Here is a 16717-nt window from a genome sequence, read left to right as displayed (position 1 = left end):
AAGCCCCGCCACCCGCATAGGCGGGCAAAACGAGGCGGGCTGGCGATGAAACGGGTTTTAATGATTATGCTGCACTATTGTTGCGCAACCGGGCTACCGCATCCTGCTGATCAATGAGAGGCAGAAGCGCCGCCATGTCCGGGCCATGGTCAAGCCCGGTCAGCGCGCGCCGCAGCGGCAGGAACAGCGCCTTGCCCTTGCGGCCCGAGTTGTCCTTCAGCCTTGATGTCAGGCCGTGCCAAGGGTCCGATGCCCAATCGAGGGTTGCGGCAATATCGGCGGCATCCGCCAGATAGGCCCGATCTTCCGGGTCGATGTTCGGATTTGCGGGGGCGTGGCGGACAAGACTCCACCATATACCGACATCGCCGAGCGTGGAAATATTGGGGCGGATCGCCGCCCATGCTTGCGCATCCATGCCTTCGGGCAGGCGGCCGGACACGGCTTCAAAAGGCAGCAAATGCAGGATGCGGGCGTTGATCGCGGCCAGTTCGGTTTCGTCGAACCGGGCCGGGGCGCGGCCAAAATGCGCGAAGTTGAAGCTCTCATTCAGCGCGGTCATATCGGCCACCGGGATCACCGGGTCGCTCGTGCCGATCCGGGCGAGCAGCGCCTTGACTGCCAGTGCCTCAATCCCTGTGTCGCGGAAATGATCGACGCCGAGTGAGCCGAGCCGCTTGGATAATTTACCCTCTTCGCCGGTCAACAAGGCGGCATGGGCAAAGCGCGGGGCGGGGGCGTCCAGCGCCTCGAACATTTGCAACTGGAGCGCGGTGTTGGTGACATGATCTTCGCCGCGCACGACATGGGTGATACCCATGTCGACATCGTCGATGACGCTGGGCAACATATAGAGCCAGCTTCCATCGCCGCGCCGAATGACCGGATCGGACAAGAGCGCCGGATCGAAGCGCTGGCTACCGCGAATCAGATCGTCGAAAATCAGCGGGGTGGATTGATCGAGCTTGAACCGCCAATGCGGCGCGATGCCGCTGGCCTCCAGCGCGGCGCGGTCGGCATCGGTCAGTTGCAGCGCAGCACGATCGTAAATCGGCGGCAGGCCGCGACCGAGCAGCACCTTGCGCTTGAGATCAAGCTCTTGCGAGCTTTCATAGCAAGGATAGACCCGGCCCTTGTCGCGCAATTCGTCAAAGCGCTTCTGGTATAAGGCGAAGCGGTCGGACTGGCGGACCTGATCATCGGGTTTGAGACCAAGCCAACCAAGGTCGGCGATGATCGCATCGGCAAATGCCTGGGTCGAGCGTTCGGCATCGGTATCGTCCAGCCGCAGCAGGAATAGCCCGCCTTGTTGGCGCGCGAACATCCAGTTCAGCAAGGCGGTGCGAATATTGCCGATATGCAATGTGCCGGTCGGGCTGGGGGCGAAGCGTGTTTTGATCATTCTTTGGCTGTTAGCCGATTGCACCCGTCCCGTCACCCGCCCCGTCACCCTTCCTGTCATCGGATGAAATAGCCATGATGCACTGCGTATATATTGGCACATATCGCCCTTTGATGAAGGGAGGCGCATTATTGGCTGATGTGCGTTGTGATGCCCGGATTATCAGCAAATAGCGCACTTTACGGCAGTTTCGGGCAAATCGGCGGGGTTTTGTTGCAATATGGCAACATGTGCTGGTAAATTTACCCGATTTGACCCTCAACCAGCCTGTCGGTGTCATAAAAGCATTGTGCATTGCGGAAAATTACGCATCTTGAGGGGGTCCGATGCGCAAAACGGCACGCACGACCAGTTGATGGTTGATCGATAGATGCCAACGCAACGGATGTAGGATGAGCAGAAACGCGACCAACATCTTAAGGAATATAATATGCGCACCTCTCTCATTGGTCTCTCGGCCGCACTTTTCGCCGTGGCTACCCCGGCAGCCGCAGCTATCGATCTTGGTAACGGCATCTCGGCGACCGGCGGCGCAACCGCTGTTTCCGACTATCGCTTCCGCGGTGTTTCGCTCACGGACAAGGATCCGGCTGCACAGGGCACGCTGACCCTCAGCCATGAATCCGGTCTTTATGCTGGTACCTGGGTGTCGAACCTGCAGGACACCGCAACCTATGGCGATGCTGAAGTCGATCTTTACATCGGCTATGGCCGCGAAATCGCGCCGGGCACGACCTTCGACATCAATTCGACCTTCTTCATCTATGCGGATTCGGACAACGGCACCGATTCTGACTATATGGAAGTCGGCACGTCGCTGAAGCATGACTTCGGTGTGGCTGCGGTCAAGGTTGGCGCCAATTGGGCCCCGTCGCGTAAGGCGACCGGCAATGAAGACTTGATCTACACTTATGGTGAAGTGTCGGCACCGGTGCCGACGACCCCGTTCACCCTGCGTGGCCGTTTCGGCGTGCAGGATCTCGGCTTCACGTCGTACAACGAATGGCAGATCGGTGCTGAAACCACGCTCGGCCCAGTCAGCGCGAGCCTGTCCTATGTCGATACCGACATCTCGAAGACCGACGTTCTGTCGGGCCTTTATTCCAATGCCAAGGCGGGCGTTGTCCTGTCGCTCGGCGTTGCGTTCTAATAGCCTCGTTTAATGGAGGGCGGCCTTACAGGGGCCGCCTTCCGCACAAACAAGAACGGCCCGGCAGTGATGCCGGGCCGTTTTTTGTTGCGGTCGATGAGATACGTTCAGGTCAGTTGCAATAATCCGGACGGGCAATCGGGCTGGCGCCTTCGCGCACCCGCCAGATCTTGTCCGGCAGCAAATACGCCTGCCCCACCTGAATCTTGGCCGCGAAAATCTGGCAGGCGGTTTTCAACGCCACTTCCTGTACCGTCGCGCCGCGCTGGCTGGCCAATTGGGTATAGGCCGCGCGCCGTTTGATGTTCAGGGCCTCGACCTCGTCACGCACCGCGTCGGACGGGGTTTTGGCAAAGTCGATATAACCTTCCCATGTTTCCCCGATCACGCCTTGCGACTTGGCGGTTTCGATGGCGGATACGCCCTGCGCCGATGCCATTATCGCGCCGCCCGCAAGGCTGAGGGAGAGTGCGCCTGCCAACAACGACTTGGTCAATAATGTCTTGTTCCGGTCCATCTTCAACCTCATTGCGGAAATAATTCCGGGTTATCGGTGATGAGCGTCTCGACATCTTTTTCGAGCTTCACCATCACTTCTTGCCTGATATTGATGTTCAGGTTGATTTCGATGGGCTTATCGGGTGCCGACACTTGAATGCACCCGGCGAGCGCGATGCCGCATATCATGGGCAAAAGAGCGAATTTTCCTTGCATGCCCGTAACGCTACGCATCGAACCGACCGTTCGTCAATATCAAAGCATGGATAGCAGTGCGCCGCTTTCATTAGGCTGAACGGCTGGCTGGCAATTGCGGTCTCGGATATTCCCTAATCCGCGAAATATGTTGTCAGCACGGTTCGGGCTTGGCACAGCGTATGATATGCAAAAGCTTGCGATTTATGACATGGACAAGACCATCACCCGGCATGCGACCTTGCCGGGGTTTCTGCGTTTTGCGGGGATGCGGGTGGCGCCTGCACGGCAATTATTGTGGCCGTTGGTGGGTTTTCTCCTGCTGGGCTATGGCCTGAAGCTGGTCAATCGCGCGCGATTGAAAGAATTGATGCACCGATTGTTGCTGGGGCCGCGCCAAGATCCGGCGCGCTTGGCCGAGGTGGCGGAAGATTTCGCCGCGCAACTGGCGGCGGATGGCCTTTTCGATGCGGCGCTGGCGCGGATCGCGCAGGATCGGGCCGAGGGCTATCGCATGGTCATGGCGACGGCATCCTATGCCTATTACGCAACGGCGGTCGGGGAATTGCTCGGATTCGAGACGATTGCGACGCGTAGCTGCCGGGATAATGGCAATATGATCCTGCCATGGATCGATGGCGAAAATTGCTATGGCCCGGCAAAATTGCGGATGATCGAGGATTGGCTGGCGGCGCAGGCTCTGGCGCGCGATCAGATTTATGTGCGTTTTTATTCCGATCACCCCTCTGATCGGCCCGTGCTGGAATGGGCGGATGAGGGCTATGCCGTCAACGCGGATGCGAAAATGGCCGCACTTGCAGCAGAACAAGGTTGGCCAATCCTGTGGTAATCGGGCATGATGCGCGTCACGCTTGAAAATAAGCGCGCCCATTTATGGGACGCACGCTTGTAACGAGGAACGATAATATGGCTGACAGGCCGCTGATTTACGTGCTGAACGGGCCTAATCTCAACCTGCTGGGCACGCGCGAACCGGCCATTTATGGCCATGACACGCTGGATGATATTGCCGGGCGGCTGGAGGATCAGGCGCTTGAACTGGGCGTTGAGGTCGATGTGCGCCAGTCCAACCATGAAGGCCATCTGGTCGATTGGCTGCATGAGGCCCATGCCCGTGGTGCGAAGGCGGTGATTATCAATCCGGCGGCCTATACCCATACGTCGGTCGCGCTGCTGGATGCGGTCAAAGCGATTTCCGTGCCGGTGATCGAGCTGCATTTATCCAACCCGAACCAACGGGAATCATTCCGTCATCACAGTTTTGTTGGGCAGGCAGCAACGGCAACCATTGCCGGATTCGGTCCAATGGGCTACGCGCTGGCGCTGCAAGCGGCGGTATGGCTCTGACCATAACGTCAAACACATGACGATTTTTTACATTCGGGGGTCGAATGAGCGATAAGAATGCCGGTTCGATGCAGGTGGATCCCGCACTGGTGCGCCAGTTGGCGGAGCTGCTGAACGAAACTCAGCTGACCGAGATCGAGGTCGAGGACGGTGATCGCAAGATCCGCGTCGCGCGGACCATGACGGCGGCTCCTGCGGTGGCAGTGGCTGCACCTGTGGCGGCTGCGCCCGTGGCGGTGGCTGCGGCCCCTGTGGCGGCGGCGCCTGCGGGCGATCATCCCGGCACGGTGAAATCGCCGATGGTCGGCACGGCTTATCTCGCGCCGGAACCTGATGCGGCCAATTTCGTCAGCGTTGGCGATACGATCAAGCAGGGCGATACCGTCCTGATTATCGAAGCCATGAAGGTGATGAACCAGATCGTTGCGCCGCGCGCGGGCAAGGTGACGGCGATCCTCGTCGAATCTGGTCAGCCGGTCGAATTCGACCAGCCGCTCATTGTCGTTGAATAACAGGCCCCTTGATATGACGATCAAGAAGGTCCTGATCGCCAATCGTGGCGAAATCGCGCTGCGTATCCATCGCGCCTGCCATGAAATGGGGATCAAGACGGTGGCGGTCCATTCGACCGCCGATGCCGACGCCATGCATGTGCGCCTTGCCGATCAGGCGGTGTGCATCGGCCCGCCGGCGGCCGCCGATAGCTATCTCAACATTCCGAACATCATTTCGGCAGCAGAAGTGACCGGCGCGGATGCGATCCATCCGGGCTATGGCTTCCTGTCGGAAAATGCGCGCTTTGCCGAAATCGTCGAGATGCACAATCTCATCTGGATCGGGCCAAAGCCGGAACATATCCGCACGATGGGCGATAAGGTAGAGGCGAAGCGGACCGCTGGTGCGCTGGGCTTGCCATTGGTGCCGGGTTCGCCGGGTGCGGTCGACACCATCGAGGAAGCGCGCGAAGTCGCGGATCGCTGCGGTTATCCGGTGCTGGTCAAGGCCGCATCGGGTGGCGGCGGGCGTGGCATGAAGGTCGTGCCGTCGGAAGATCAGTTGGAAACATTGATCAGCCAGGCCCGGTCGGAAGCCAAAGCGGCATTCGGCGATGACACGGTCTATATCGAGAAATATCTCGGTGATCCGCGTCACATCGAATTTCAGGTGTTCGGCGATGGCAAGGGCAATGCGATCCACCTCGGTGAACGCGATTGTTCGTTGCAGCGCCGCCACCAAAAGGTGCTGGAAGAAGCGCCGTCACCGGTCATTTCCGCCGAACAGCGCGAACGCATGGGCGGCATCGTCGCCAAGGCGATGGCCGATATGGGTTATCGCGGCGCAGGCACGATCGAATTCCTTTACGAAAATGGCGAGTTCTTCTTCATCGAGATGAACACCCGTTTGCAGGTCGAACATCCGGTGACCGAAATGATCACCGGCATGGATCTTGTCCGCGAACAGATCAGAATCGCCGGTGGTGAGGCCTTGTCGGTCCGTCAGGAAGAATTGCAATTCCGTGGCCATGCGATTGAATGCCGCATCAACGCCGAAGATCCGCGCACCTTTGCGCCGTCGCCGGGGTTGGTGAGCGGTTTTCATGCGCCGGGCGGGATGCATGTACGGGTCGATAGCGGCCTGTATGCAGGTTATCGCGTGCCGCCATATTATGACAGCATGATCGCCAAGCTGATCGTCTATGGCCGCGACCGTGATGGCTGCATCCGTCGGTTGAAGCGCGCGCTGGAAGAATTTGTGATTCAGGGCGTGACGACGACGATCCCATTGCACCAGAAATTGATCGAAGATCCCGAATTCAAGTCTGGCGATTATACGATCAAATGGCTGGAAGAATGGTTGGCCAAGGATAATGAGGCCTGATCCTATTTGTTCACGGCTTGATGGTATCAGATTGCGGGTGGGCAATGCCCATCCGCACCTGAAATGAGGCGAACCGTGAACGATAGTGCCGATCAAGACCCGCGCCCCATATCCGCCGTCAGCCATGGCGTTGGCTTGGCGGGGTTGGCCGGGTTGCTCGGCTGGATATTGGTCGCCCATCTTCACCGCATGGATGGGCCTTATGCGGCGACAATCGCGATTTTCGCCTGTGGCGTGCCGATGATCTTGTGGTCGGTGCTGATGGATAAGGTCCATCGCAACCCATCGACCGGCATGGATTGGGACGGGGCCGGGCGGCCTTGGGGCGATGTATTCGATAGTGCGGTCACCAAGTTGCTGGGCCTATGGGCCACATGGGCGCTGATTGCCGTTTTTTACGGCATGGGGCGCTGGTATTGGCGTGATGCCTATCTGGCCGTGATGGAATTGCTGATCGCGGCCTTGCCGTTCATGCTGATCCTGTCGATCCCTTATGTTATTTTCGTTGATCGGCGGATGACCAGCCCCAAGGATGGCTTGCTGGTCTTTGGCCGCTGGTTGTTGCGGCGGCATGATCCTCTTGATGATGAATTGCTCTATGATCATCTGCGCGCATGGGGGGTGAAGGCGTTTTTCACCGCGTTCATGATCGCGATTGTGCCGGGTAACTGGGCCGAGATGATCCGCTGGCATGAATCCAACAGCATCACCGATCCGGTCGGCATCTCGCGCTGGTTGATCGCGATGATGTTCCTGTTCGATGTGGCCTTTGCCACGGTCGGCTATGTCCTGACCTGCAAGCCGCTCGATTCGCATATTCGCACCGCCAATCCCTATGCAGCCGGCTGGGTGGCGGCGTTGATCTGCTATCCGCCCTTTATCCTGATGGGCGATGGCGGACCGCTCGATTATCATCCGGGGACGGCGGAATGGACTTATTGGCTGGCGGGTCATCCGTGGTTGCTGGCGTTGGTCGGTGGTGCGTTGGTGGTGCTGACCGCGATTTACGCATGGGCGACGATGGTGTTCGGCCTGCGGTTTTCCAATCTGACCCATCGCGGTATTCTGACTCATGGGCCATATGCGTGGAGCAAGCACCCGGCCTATGTGTCGAAGAATCTGTTCTGGTGGCTGTCGATGATGCCGCTGCTGACGACCGGTACTTGGGTCGATATGATCCGCGCCTGCGCCTTGATGGCCGTGGTGAGCGGCGTCTATTATTGGCGTGCGCGGACTGAAGAGCGGCATTTGCTCCGTGATCCGCAATATGTCGCTTATGCCGATTGGATGGAACGCCATGGGCCGGTGCCACGCCTGATTGGCCGGTTGCGGCGGGCCATGGGAATGCGTGCACCGATCTATCGCACGGCGGTAGGTGACGCGGTTTAGGAGGGTGAATCCGGCGAGGCGCGCCATTATTACGACAGATGACTGGCCCGAATCGGCACTTTCTGCTATTGCAGTGTTTGAACAGGCTCGTTCATGCAGACAGAGGTCGAAGCTCTAGATGGTGAATCGTCGCGAATTTTTAGGTCGGGGTTTTGCGTCGCTGGCAGCAGCAGCGGCATTGCCTGCGATCCCAAGCTGGGCGGTCGGCCCGATGATCGGGTCTGACAACAGCCGGATTATCCGTATCGCGCGGCGTGCGCTTGATGCGAATGCCGGGGTGGTGCGTTACCGTGATGTGGTCGGTGTCACCGATTTTGCCGCCGCATCGCGTGACCCGCGTTTCTATCTCGTCGATATGATGTCGGGTCAGGTGACGAGCTTTCTTGTCGCCCATGGCCGTGGGTCGGACCCAAGCCATACCGGCTGGGTACAGCAATTTTCGAATGATCCCGGTTCGTTGGCATCATCGCCGGGGGCCTATCTCACCGGGGATTATTATACCGGGAAACATGGCCAATCGATGCGGTTGATGGGGCTGGAACATAGCAACAGCAATGCCGAGGCGCGTGCCGTGGTCGTGCATGGCGCATGGTATGTCAGCGATGAGATGGCGCGCGACAAGGGCAAGATCGGGCGGTCGGAAGGTTGTTTCGCCTTTGCCGAGCATGATTTGCCGCGCGTGCTGGACCGGCTTGGTCCGGGCCGATTGTTGTACGCGACCAAGCTGTAAGCGCATTCAGCGCATCAGATAAAAACGCCGGGCGATGGATATCCATCTGCCCGGCGTTTTTCGTTAATCGTCCAGCGCTTCCAGCACGGGTATGTCTCGGCCATAGATGTCGGGATAGGTTTTCAATTTCCCATTATCCTCTGCCACCGCCGTCAAATAGGTGATGAGTACGTTGAACGGGCGGGGCAGGTCGACCTTGGTGGTTTTGCGGCCCGCTACCGTCTGATCGATTTTGGCCCGCGTCCAGCCCGGCACCTCGCGCAGCATCACCGATGCGAAACGCAGCGCCTGATCCGTGCGGATGCAGCCATGGCTGAACGCGCGGACCTTGTTTTCGAATAGCGACTTGGCGGGGGTGTCGTGGAGGTAGATGGAATAAGGATTGGGCATGACCAGCTTCATCGCGCCCAGCGCATTGCTGGGGCCCGGCCCTTGCACCACCTGCATCTGGCCGTTGACGATCGTTGTGACATAGCCTTGGGCGCGCGCCTTTTTTGGGTGACGCGTGACCAGTTCCCCCACGCTTTCACGGATGATGCTTTGCGGCACCGTCCATGTCGGGTTGATGATGACGCCGGTCGCCTGCACGAACAATTGCGGAGTCGGGTTTTTGGGCTTGCCGACGATGATCCTGTGGCGGGCAAGTGCGCGCCCGTCCTGCACCAAAGCGACATTGAACGCCGGGACGTTGACGAAGATAAAGGACGATCCGAAATCGCGCGGCATCCAGCGCCAACGTTCCATGCTGACCCGCAATTGGCCGATGGTCTCGGTCTTGCTGGCCGGGGTTTTCGCCAGCATGTCCCGGAGTGCCTGATATTGCGGGCTATTGGGCAGGCGGGCATATAATGTTGCGCGCAATTGCCCGGTGGCGAGCGCATTGTTCAGCGAGGTCATCGCCTCATTCGGATCGCCTGCGAGCGTGTCCATGTGCCAATCAAGCCGGGCCGCCGCCGGGGCATGGCCAAAGGCGAAGTCATGCGCCAGTTGCAGCCATATCTGCGTGGCGAGTGGACCATAGATGGCGGCATCGCCGGAATCGATCGCGGTACGGAGCTTGTCCGGTGCATAGCTGGCGGGGTTCAGCCCTTCCAACGCGACATCCTTGATCACCGCCATCAAGACATCGAGCGAGGCCGTCGTCCACAGTTCATTGGCGGGTGGCGGCACGGTCGGCGCGGCCAGTTCGGCGGGTGTTTCGACCGGCACGGTGGCTTCGCGCACGCCTTCGGGGTCGATGTCCTGCGCGCGGGCAGTGGGAACGGCGGCAAGGTTGACGGCGAGACTGGCCAGTATCAACGTTCCCAAGGCCGATATGTTCAAATTCATACGCTTCATCAACGGCATGTCCCAGAAATATCGGTGAATCAGAACTTGGGTCCAGAGACGGGCTTGGCCACCGCGGGCTTGGCCTCATCAAGAATTTTCAGGATAGCGCCCGATCTTTTGTCGCGCTCGGCATAATCGCGCGCCGAAAGTCCGATGACCGTGTCACGCAACGCAGGATTGGCACCAAGGCTGATCAACTGGCGGACCAGCGCAATATCACGCCGCTGCACCGCGATGATCAGCGCGGTTTCGCCCCGGCCATTGGTGCTGTTCACATCGGCTTTGTAGTTGACCAGCATAGGCACGGCATCGACAAAGCCGAGCTGCGCTGCGGCCAAGATCGGGGTGTTGCCTGCCTTGTCGCGAATATCGGGCTTGGCCCCCTTGGAGAGCAGGAAGCTGAGCCAGCTTGCATCCCGGCGTTGGATCACCAGATGCAGGGCGGAATCGCCCGTCGTCACATCGCGCGTGTTGATCAGGGTCGATGCCGAACTGCTCAACATATCCGTGACCTTTTGGCCGTCCTGATCCTTCACGGCCTTGAGGAATTTATAGCTTTCGGAAAACTGGGCATAAGCCGGGATCGTCGCCATCGGGCCGACCGACATGGCAAGGCCCATGATAAGGGCTGCTGCCACGCGCACCTTGCGCAGCTGTCCGATCCGAATTCCCATGTGCTTACCCCTGTAAATCAATCTGTGGCGATCATGATAGCGTGTGCCAACTGCATGTATCATGAACGTCACTGGATCTAAACGCGACAAAATTCAATCATGGCAATAGGTCCCATTTTGTGGTTATGGCATCCGCCATGTCCCAAAAACTTTCGATTGCATCCTGGAACATCAACTCGGTCCGCTTCCGGCTCGATATTGTCGAGCGCTTCTTGCAGGAGGTCGGCCCCGATGTGCTGTGCTTGCAGGAAACGAAAGTGATCGACCGTGATTTCCCGGCGCAGATGTTTCACAAGCTCGGCTATCAATATCAGGTGTTGAATGGCCAGCGGATGCATCATGGCGTGGCGATTGTGTCGCGCGTGCCGATGGTCGCTGATAATCGCCATGACTGGCAGGATAATGGCGAGGCGCGGCATATCGGCGCGCAACTGGAATGCGGCATCCGGCTTGAAAATGTCTATGTCCCGGCGGGCGGCGAAGCGCCGGACCCGGAGACCAACCCGAAATTCGTCCAGAAGCTCGCCTTTATCGAGCGCATGACCAATTGGTCGGCGCAACTGGATGAGCCGACCTTGCTGGTGGGTGATTTCAATGTCGCGCCCTGCGAGACCGACGTGTGGAGCCACAAGCAATTATTGGGTGTGGTCAGCCATACCCCGGTCGAGGTCGAGGCATTGGCCCGTTTGCAACAAAGCCATGACTGGGTCGATCTTGGCCGTAAGTTCATCCCGGAACCGGCCCATGTGTTCACATGGTGGAGCTATCGCGCCAAGGATTGGAAGGCGTCCAACCGGGGGCGGCGGCTCGATCATATGTGGGCAAGCCCCTCGGTCGCTGCACAGGCGGTCGAGCATCAATTGTTCGAGGATTGCCGCAATTGGGGCAAGCCCTCCGATCACATTCCGATCATGACGACGTTCAAGGTCGACTGATGTCACGCCATCCCGCCCAAGCGATTGACGCCATTCGCCGGGGTTGGCCCGTGCGGATTTGCGCGGGCGGCATCGGGGTGGATCTGCTGGCGATTGAGACGGCGGATGCGCAGCGCTTGGCTGCATTTGAGCCAGAGACCCCGGCGCGCATCCTGATTTCCGCAGGGCGGGCAGAGACGTTGCGCCTTACCAACCAGATCGAGGCCGCCGAGCCGGATCGCGCCGTGCTGGTCGACCGCGCGCCATGGATCGACCTTGATGTGGCGACGGCGATGGCCGATCCGGTGCTGGACCTTGCGACCCCGTTGAAAGGCCCGTTTCGCGCGGTGGCGCTGGAACAAGAGGCGATTGCGGCGGCGGCGATGCGGCTGGCGCGTCATGCCGGGATGCTGCCGGCATTTTTCTGGGGAGATACGGGGGCCGATGTCGCCGTCGCCGTCACGGTGACCGTGGACGAGATCGCGGGCTATGCCGATGCGGGCGATCTGTTCATCGCGGCCCGTGCCCGCCTGCCGGTCGAAGCCTCGACCGAGTGCGAGATTATCGCGTTTCGCGGCGCATCGGATGCGTCCGAGCATGTCGCTTTGGTGATCGGCCAGCCGGATGGCAGCCTGCCGGTGGTGCGACTGCATAGCGAATGCCTGACCGGCGACGTGTTCGGGTCGCTCAAATGCGATTGCGGGCCGCAACTGCACGCGGCGTTGCATGAAATGGCGACGGCGAGCTGGGGGATTTTGCTCTATTTGCGGCAAGAAGGGCGCGGCATTGGCCTGATCAACAAGCTGCGCGCCTATGCGTTGCAGGATCAGGGTTTCGATACCGTCGATGCCAATGTCCGGCTGGGACTGGCGGTCGATGCGCGCGATTTCGGGATTGCGGCGCGGATGCTGGCCTTATTGGGGCAAAGCGAGGTGCGCTTGCTGACCAACAATCCCAATAAGGTTGCTGTGCTGGAAGCGATGGGCGTGACGGTGGCCGAGCGCGTGCCGCATCAATTGCCGTCCAACCCGTTCAACGCCGCCTATCTGGCGACGAAGAAGGATCGTACCGGGCATATGCTCGATTAAGTGCGATCAGCACACCAATTTGCGGGCGAAATCCTTCAACGCCGGGCCAATATCCGGCATCGACATCGCCAGCGCGAGATTAGCCTGCGCAAAGCCCAGTTTCGATCCGCAATCATAACGATCGCCATCAAAGGTCACGCCATGAAAGGCCTGTGAACCGATCATCTGGGCCATCGCATCGGTGAGCTGAATTTCACCGCCAGCGCCCGCTTCCTGGTTTTCGAGGATGCGCATCACATCGGGCTGCAAGATATAGCGGCCCGCCACGATCAGATTGGAGGGCGCGGTGCCGGGGGCGGGCTTTTCCACCAGACCCTTGACCTCGGTCAGCGCGCCATTGCGCGCGCCCGGATCGATCACGCCATAGCTGTGGGTTTCGGAAGGGTCGACTTCCAGCGCGCAGATCAGATTGCCGCCGATCTTGTCATAGGCATCAACCATCTGTTTCATGCAGCCGGGCGCGCCGACCATGAATTCATCGGGCAGGAAGATCGCGAACGGCTCATTGCCGACGATTTCGCGTGCGCACCAGATCGCATGACCAAGGCCGAGCGGTTCCTGCTGACGCACGAACACGCAACTGCCCGGTTTCATCCTTGTGCCATCGAGCGCGTTCAGTTTCTTGCCCCGGCTGGTCTGCGTGGCTTCGAGTTCGAAGGCGACGTCGAAATGGTCTTCGATCGCCATCTTGCCCCGGCCCGTGACGAAGATCAGCTGTTCGATCCCGGCTTCCAATGCCTCGTCCACCGCATATTGGACCAAGGGCCGATCGACGACCGGCAGCATTTCCTTCGGCACCGATTTGGTGGCGGGCAGGAAGCGGGTGCCAAGGCCTGCAACGGGGAAGACGGCTTTACGAACGCGAGGCGGCATGCATCAAAACTCCGGCAGAATGATCTGACAGCGATGCGGATGCATCGGGCGTGGAGATTGTGCAATACAATATGCCCAGATTTGCGCGAGAAATATTTGCAGGGGACAATCTGGCGCAATATCCGTCGGTCAGCGTGATTTTAGGGCGATACGTGGCGACCTGCTTTGGACTGCCCCATTTGCCCCGGCCAAGGCGTGGTTTCCGCCGGGGCCAGCGAACGGCCAATGCCGCCTTATCCGCCAAGGCGACGCGCTCGAGCGGGGACGAAATTGGTTCAGTTGTTAATAATGCAATTACGACACCTCAAATGCGAATTGACACTATGCAGGGGGTATTTAGTGAGCTTGCTTAGCGAATGTTGCATTGCAATATGCGCACAGATCTCCGGGTGCTGGGTTTCATCTCATGCATCTTATCCGTCACGAAGAAGGAATTATTATGCGCATCACATTGTCGATCGCTGGCGCGATCTTGCTCGCTTCCACCCCGGTTCTGGCGCAGGACGCCGCTGCGCCTGCTGCTGTTGCTCAGATTCGTGCTGGTAAGGTGTTGCGCGATGCAAATGCCGTCCGCCTTGGCACGATCGATCGCGTCAACGCCGATGGTTCGGTGAAGATCATCTTCGAATCACGCTTTGTGACCGTGCCTGCCGACACGCTGACCGTTGTTGAGGGCGGTGCGGTGACGTCGCTGTCGAAGAAGGATGTGCGCAAGCTGCGTTAATCGGCGCGCCACCTGCGTTTGAAGACGGCGTCAGTGCGGATCATCCCGCTGGCGCCGTTTTTATGTCTGGGCGCTTTTTCGGCCATATAAAAAGGCCGGAGACATCATCGATATCCCCGGCCTTTTATGGCCAATGACCTGCAAGCGGGCGGGCGAGAATGATCTCGACCGCGCCCGGCTTTTCAGATTATTTGACGCCGATGATTACAACGCGACGGTTCAAAGCGCGACCTTCGGCGGTGTTGTTCGGGGCAACCGGTGCGGTGCCGCCATAAGAAATGGTCGACATGCGGTTGAGCGCAACGCCCTGCTGATTGAGGATCAGGCGCACGGCTTCTGCACGCTGCTGGCCAAGGGCGAGGCGCTTCTCAGCGGTTTGGCCCGAATCGGTATGGCCCTGAATTTCAAGAAAGACATTCTTGTTTTCGGTTTTCAGCTGTTCAGCCAGCTGGGCCAGATATGCCTTGCCTTCTTCCGAAATGACAGCCTTGCCGCCATCGAACTTGACCTGATCGGCATTCAGCACGGTCGAGAAGACAAACTTGCCTTCTGCCAGACCAAAGGCCGCATTTGCGCGGTCGAGTGCGCCTTGGGCCGTGCCTTCAACGGCGGTAAGGCGGGCAGCGTGACGACCTTCGAGATCGGCAACGCGCGTATTGACGTATTTTTCGGTCGCGCAGCCAGACAGGGCAATTGCCGACATGGCGATCAAGGGGAGATGAAACTTCATAAATGGCTCCTGTGACAATCAGCGAAATTGATAACGGCATCTGCCATAATCCATTTTTGGCGCGCGCATATTCATAAATTTTGAATAATGTCGTTTTTTTTCAGTCAGGATGGGTTGATGATTGGCACATTGGCGGGCCAATCATGGCGCCCGAATGCGACGCTACGCTTGATCGCGCCAGAAACGCGGCAGGTGCAGGGCTTGGTCCAAATCATGTGTGGCATCGTTGATGAGTTGCTTTTCCGTCCGACCCGAGGTGCGTAGCGCCTGATCCAGCATCAGTGTCAGCCGCGCCTGTTCGATCTCGTTGATGCTGTCCATGGCGCCGACATCGATTTCGCGCCCCGTTGCCAGATCATTGAGTTCGCCAAGCAGGTCTTGCAGCCGAGTGAGCGCATCGACAAAAGCCTGATGCGGCTTGCGCTGTTCATCACATTGCGCCGATCCGGGAAAGAGCGAGCCGAAAAAATCCGCCGCATAACGCAATTTCTTGATCTCGATCCGCAATTGATGGCGACCGGGTGCGTCGAGCTGTTGGAAATGTTGTCCCGCCTTTTTCACCTTGCGATAGCGTGATTGGAGTTCATGCGCGCAAGTGCTGGCTAGATTGGGGCTGGCGATGGGGACAGGCAAATCCTGTTCCACTGAATCAATGGCTTTCAAGCCGTTCAGCCATGCGCCATTCTCGATCCATGCGGCGAGTTGAAACAATAGTCGCTGGAAGGATGCGCAGTTGAGCAGGGCGGTGGCATGTTCATAAGCCGCGCGGCGCTGTTGTTCCAACTGCGCCATGAGCGGCGCATAATCAGCTACTGCGCCTATATCTTCATGGATGCGGGCGATCAGGACATCAAGATCGCGCGCAGGTCCGAGCGCGCTGGCCGCCGCCCGGAGTTCGGCCCGAATCAGGCGTGAAGGCGCATCGTTGAGCATGGATGAAAAGAGCGAACACGCCGCGCGCATCCGTCGAATCGCCACCCGGCTTTGGTGCAGGGCGTCGGCATCGCCCATGTCGATCACCAGCCTGTAATTGCCAAGCAGATGACCCAGGCAGTGCCATGCAATTTCCTGAAAGGCCTGTGCGGAAGTGAGGTGGGGCGACAAAGTGACGGGACTGGCCTTGATGGCGGCAGGGTGTAACCCGCGTGCGGTCATGTGCGCGCGCGCGCCCTTGCTGCACATCGACCAAGCAAGACCGGGACCGAGCGGCAGGCCAAGCGCGAAATCGATCATGTCGTCCACCCGCCCATCAACCAGTTCAAGTTCGAGCTCGGCAATTTGTACCTGCTGGCCATTGGCGTTGATCGTGCCGCTGTCGAGCGCCATTTCGATCTGTGACCCGCGATGCGCCACGATCCAGATGCGGCGCGTGACTTCGAGTGTGGCAAAGGGGCGCAGTGGCTGATCATTGATCAACTGCTCCAGACGATGGCGCGGTGATGGGGGCAGCAGTTCCAGCGCCAATTGATCGGACTCTAACGGTCGTTCCCATTCGGCCCGATCGGTCGGTCGCGCATTGCTGGCCGGCATTTTGACGCATTGGATGATCTGATCGCCCGAACAACGGATGCGAAGAATCGCTCTGGCCCGACTCAGGCTCCAATCCGGCGTGTCATAATATCGGGTGTGGAAATGCAGGATGCGGGGTGCGCGCCGAAAAGGCGCAAGCGCCAATAATGGCGCAGGATCACCATCAGGGAGGATGAGCTTGATCTCGATTTCCCGCTCAATCGACATTGCGCGCCTGCCCTGTCCCTTATGGGTCGAAATGCTAT

General features: G+C 59.0%; 18 protein-coding genes. 10 read left to right on the top strand and 8 right to left on the bottom strand.

What is annotated here, in order from left to right:
• Nucleotides 1-64: 64 nt before the first annotated feature.
• The gene (gene gltX / locus K6117_RS12695) at nt 65-1402 is read right to left on the bottom strand and encodes a glutamate--tRNA ligase (protein WP_221795770.1); all 1338 of its coding nucleotides are present in this window, start codon (nt 1400-1402) and stop codon (nt 65-67) included.
• Between the two features lie 430 nt (nt 1403-1832).
• Between gltX and K6117_RS12690 the strand changes: the two genes are divergently transcribed.
• Nucleotides 1833-2552 carry a TorF family putative porin gene (locus K6117_RS12690; RefSeq protein WP_221795766.1) on the top strand — a complete coding sequence of 240 codons (720 nt, stop codon included), beginning with the start codon at nt 1833-1835 and terminating at the stop codon, nt 2550-2552.
• 112 nt (nt 2553-2664) lie between these two features.
• Here the strand turns inward: K6117_RS12690 and K6117_RS12685 are convergent, their stop codons facing one another.
• Complete coding sequence (locus tag K6117_RS12685) at nt 2665-3069, bottom strand: DUF1318 domain-containing protein (RefSeq protein WP_221795763.1); 405 nt, start codon at nt 3067-3069, stop codon at nt 2665-2667.
• 8 nt (nt 3070-3077) lie between these two features.
• Nucleotides 3078-3266 (bottom strand): YnbE family lipoprotein, encoded by a 189-nt coding sequence (locus tag K6117_RS12680; protein WP_221796115.1) that lies wholly within the window; start codon nt 3264-3266, stop codon nt 3078-3080.
• Nucleotides 3267-3432: 166 nt separating this feature from the next.
• Here K6117_RS12680 and K6117_RS12675 point away from each other — a divergent pair, with 166 nt between their 5' ends.
• The 6 genes from K6117_RS12675 (at nt 3433) to K6117_RS12650 (ending at nt 8610) form a co-directional block, all read left to right on the top strand.
• Nucleotides 3433-4095, top strand: coding sequence for an HAD family hydrolase (locus K6117_RS12675; RefSeq protein WP_221795760.1), 663 nt, complete (start codon nt 3433-3435; stop codon nt 4093-4095).
• A gap of 77 nt (nt 4096-4172) precedes the next feature.
• Nucleotides 4173-4613: a type II 3-dehydroquinate dehydratase gene (gene aroQ, locus K6117_RS12670; protein WP_221795757.1), complete on the top strand. Its 441-nt coding sequence runs from the start codon at nt 4173-4175 to the stop codon at nt 4611-4613.
• A 44-nt stretch (nt 4614-4657) separates the two neighbouring features.
• Nucleotides 4658-5125, top strand: coding sequence for an acetyl-CoA carboxylase biotin carboxyl carrier protein (gene accB, locus K6117_RS12665; RefSeq protein ID WP_221795754.1), 468 nt, complete (start codon nt 4658-4660; stop codon nt 5123-5125).
• Nucleotides 5126-5138: 13 nt separating this feature from the next.
• Nucleotides 5139-6491, top strand: coding sequence for an acetyl-CoA carboxylase biotin carboxylase subunit (gene accC / locus K6117_RS12660; RefSeq protein ID WP_221795752.1), 1353 nt, complete (start codon nt 5139-5141; stop codon nt 6489-6491).
• Between the two features lie 75 nt (nt 6492-6566).
• Nucleotides 6567-7880 (top strand): methyltransferase family protein, encoded by a 1314-nt coding sequence (locus K6117_RS12655; protein ID WP_343211791.1) that lies wholly within the window; start codon nt 6567-6569, stop codon nt 7878-7880.
• A 118-nt stretch (nt 7881-7998) separates the two neighbouring features.
• Complete coding sequence (locus K6117_RS12650) at nt 7999-8610, top strand: murein L,D-transpeptidase catalytic domain family protein (protein WP_221795746.1); 612 nt, start codon at nt 7999-8001, stop codon at nt 8608-8610.
• Between the two features lie 63 nt (nt 8611-8673).
• Here K6117_RS12650 and K6117_RS12645 read toward each other — a convergent pair whose 3' ends face one another.
• Both K6117_RS12645 and K6117_RS12640 read right to left on the bottom strand, forming a co-directional pair.
• Nucleotides 8674-9948 carry a L,D-transpeptidase family protein gene (locus tag K6117_RS12645; protein ID WP_221795743.1) on the bottom strand — a complete coding sequence of 425 codons (1275 nt, stop codon included), beginning with the start codon at nt 9946-9948 and terminating at the stop codon, nt 8674-8676.
• 29 nt (nt 9949-9977) lie between these two features.
• On the bottom strand, nt 9978-10613 hold the full coding sequence (locus tag K6117_RS12640) for an ankyrin repeat domain-containing protein (RefSeq protein ID WP_246605087.1): 636 nt from the start codon (nt 10611-10613) through the stop codon (nt 9978-9980).
• Nucleotides 10614-10750: 137 nt separating this feature from the next.
• On the opposite strand from K6117_RS12640, the gene K6117_RS12635 reads away from it, so the two are divergent.
• Both K6117_RS12635 and ribA read left to right on the top strand, forming a co-directional pair.
• Nucleotides 10751-11548 (top strand): exodeoxyribonuclease III, encoded by a 798-nt coding sequence (locus K6117_RS12635; protein WP_221795740.1) that lies wholly within the window; start codon nt 10751-10753, stop codon nt 11546-11548.
• Nucleotides 11545-12615, top strand: coding sequence for a GTP cyclohydrolase II (gene ribA / locus K6117_RS12630; RefSeq protein ID WP_425514718.1), 1071 nt, complete (start codon nt 11545-11547; stop codon nt 12613-12615). The genes K6117_RS12635 and ribA overlap by 4 nt, the downstream gene beginning before the upstream one ends.
• Before the next feature lie 6 nt (nt 12616-12621).
• Here ribA and galU read toward each other — a convergent pair whose 3' ends face one another.
• Nucleotides 12622-13488, bottom strand: a complete 867-nt coding sequence (galU, locus tag K6117_RS12625; RefSeq protein ID WP_221795735.1) for a UTP--glucose-1-phosphate uridylyltransferase GalU — start codon at nt 13486-13488, stop codon at nt 12622-12624.
• 439 nt (nt 13489-13927) lie between these two features.
• Between galU and K6117_RS12620 the strand changes: the two genes are divergently transcribed.
• The gene (locus tag K6117_RS12620) at nt 13928-14212 is read left to right on the top strand and encodes a hypothetical protein (protein WP_221795732.1); all 285 of its coding nucleotides are present in this window, start codon (nt 13928-13930) and stop codon (nt 14210-14212) included.
• Between the two features lie 187 nt (nt 14213-14399).
• Here K6117_RS12620 and K6117_RS12615 read toward each other — a convergent pair whose 3' ends face one another.
• Nucleotides 14400-14942 carry an OmpA family protein gene (locus K6117_RS12615; protein ID WP_221795729.1) on the bottom strand — a complete coding sequence of 181 codons (543 nt, stop codon included), beginning with the start codon at nt 14940-14942 and terminating at the stop codon, nt 14400-14402.
• 162 nt (nt 14943-15104) lie between these two features.
• Nucleotides 15105-16679 carry a CYTH and CHAD domain-containing protein gene (locus tag K6117_RS12610; RefSeq protein ID WP_221795726.1) on the bottom strand — a complete coding sequence of 525 codons (1575 nt, stop codon included), beginning with the start codon at nt 16677-16679 and terminating at the stop codon, nt 15105-15107.
• Between the last annotated feature and the right edge of the window lie 38 nt (nt 16680-16717).

The sequence above is a fragment of the Alteraquisediminimonas sediminicola genome (assembly GCF_019740335.1).
GTDB lineage: Bacteria > Pseudomonadota > Alphaproteobacteria > Sphingomonadales > Sphingomonadaceae > Alteraquisediminimonas > Alteraquisediminimonas sediminicola.
Note: the sequence above shows the minus strand (reverse complement) of the source record. Positions and strands in the feature narration are given on the sequence as shown.

What these genes read in the sequence shown, in the direction of transcription:
- gltX (WP_221795770.1), bottom strand. Translation starts at nt 1,402, where the DNA reads ATGATCAAAACACGCTTCGCCCCCAGCCCGACCGGCACATTGCATATC.
- K6117_RS12690 (WP_221795766.1), top strand. Translation starts at nt 1,833, where the DNA reads ATGCGCACCTCTCTCATTGGTCTCTCGGCCGCACTTTTCGCCGTGGCT.
- K6117_RS12685 (WP_221795763.1), bottom strand. Translation starts at nt 3,069, where the DNA reads ATGGACCGGAACAAGACATTATTGACCAAGTCGTTGTTGGCAGGCGCA.
- K6117_RS12680 (WP_221796115.1), bottom strand. Translation starts at nt 3,266, where the DNA reads ATGCAAGGAAAATTCGCTCTTTTGCCCATGATATGCGGCATCGCGCTC.
- K6117_RS12675 (WP_221795760.1), top strand. Translation starts at nt 3,433, where the DNA reads ATGCAAAAGCTTGCGATTTATGACATGGACAAGACCATCACCCGGCAT.
- aroQ (WP_221795757.1), top strand. Translation starts at nt 4,173, where the DNA reads ATGGCTGACAGGCCGCTGATTTACGTGCTGAACGGGCCTAATCTCAAC.
- accB (WP_221795754.1), top strand. Translation starts at nt 4,658, where the DNA reads ATGAGCGATAAGAATGCCGGTTCGATGCAGGTGGATCCCGCACTGGTG.
- accC (WP_221795752.1), top strand. Translation starts at nt 5,139, where the DNA reads ATGACGATCAAGAAGGTCCTGATCGCCAATCGTGGCGAAATCGCGCTG.
- K6117_RS12650 (WP_221795746.1), top strand. Translation starts at nt 7,999, where the DNA reads ATGGTGAATCGTCGCGAATTTTTAGGTCGGGGTTTTGCGTCGCTGGCA.
- K6117_RS12645 (WP_221795743.1), bottom strand. Translation starts at nt 9,948, where the DNA reads ATGAAGCGTATGAATTTGAACATATCGGCCTTGGGAACGTTGATACTG.
- K6117_RS12640 (WP_246605087.1), bottom strand. Translation starts at nt 10,613, where the DNA reads ATGGGAATTCGGATCGGACAGCTGCGCAAGGTGCGCGTGGCAGCAGCC.
- K6117_RS12635 (WP_221795740.1), top strand. Translation starts at nt 10,751, where the DNA reads ATGTCCCAAAAACTTTCGATTGCATCCTGGAACATCAACTCGGTCCGC.
- galU (WP_221795735.1), bottom strand. Translation starts at nt 13,488, where the DNA reads ATGCCGCCTCGCGTTCGTAAAGCCGTCTTCCCCGTTGCAGGCCTTGGC.
- K6117_RS12620 (WP_221795732.1), top strand. Translation starts at nt 13,928, where the DNA reads ATGCGCATCACATTGTCGATCGCTGGCGCGATCTTGCTCGCTTCCACC.
- K6117_RS12615 (WP_221795729.1), bottom strand. Translation starts at nt 14,942, where the DNA reads ATGAAGTTTCATCTCCCCTTGATCGCCATGTCGGCAATTGCCCTGTCT.
- K6117_RS12610 (WP_221795726.1), bottom strand. Translation starts at nt 16,679, where the DNA reads ATGTCGATTGAGCGGGAAATCGAGATCAAGCTCATCCTCCCTGATGGT.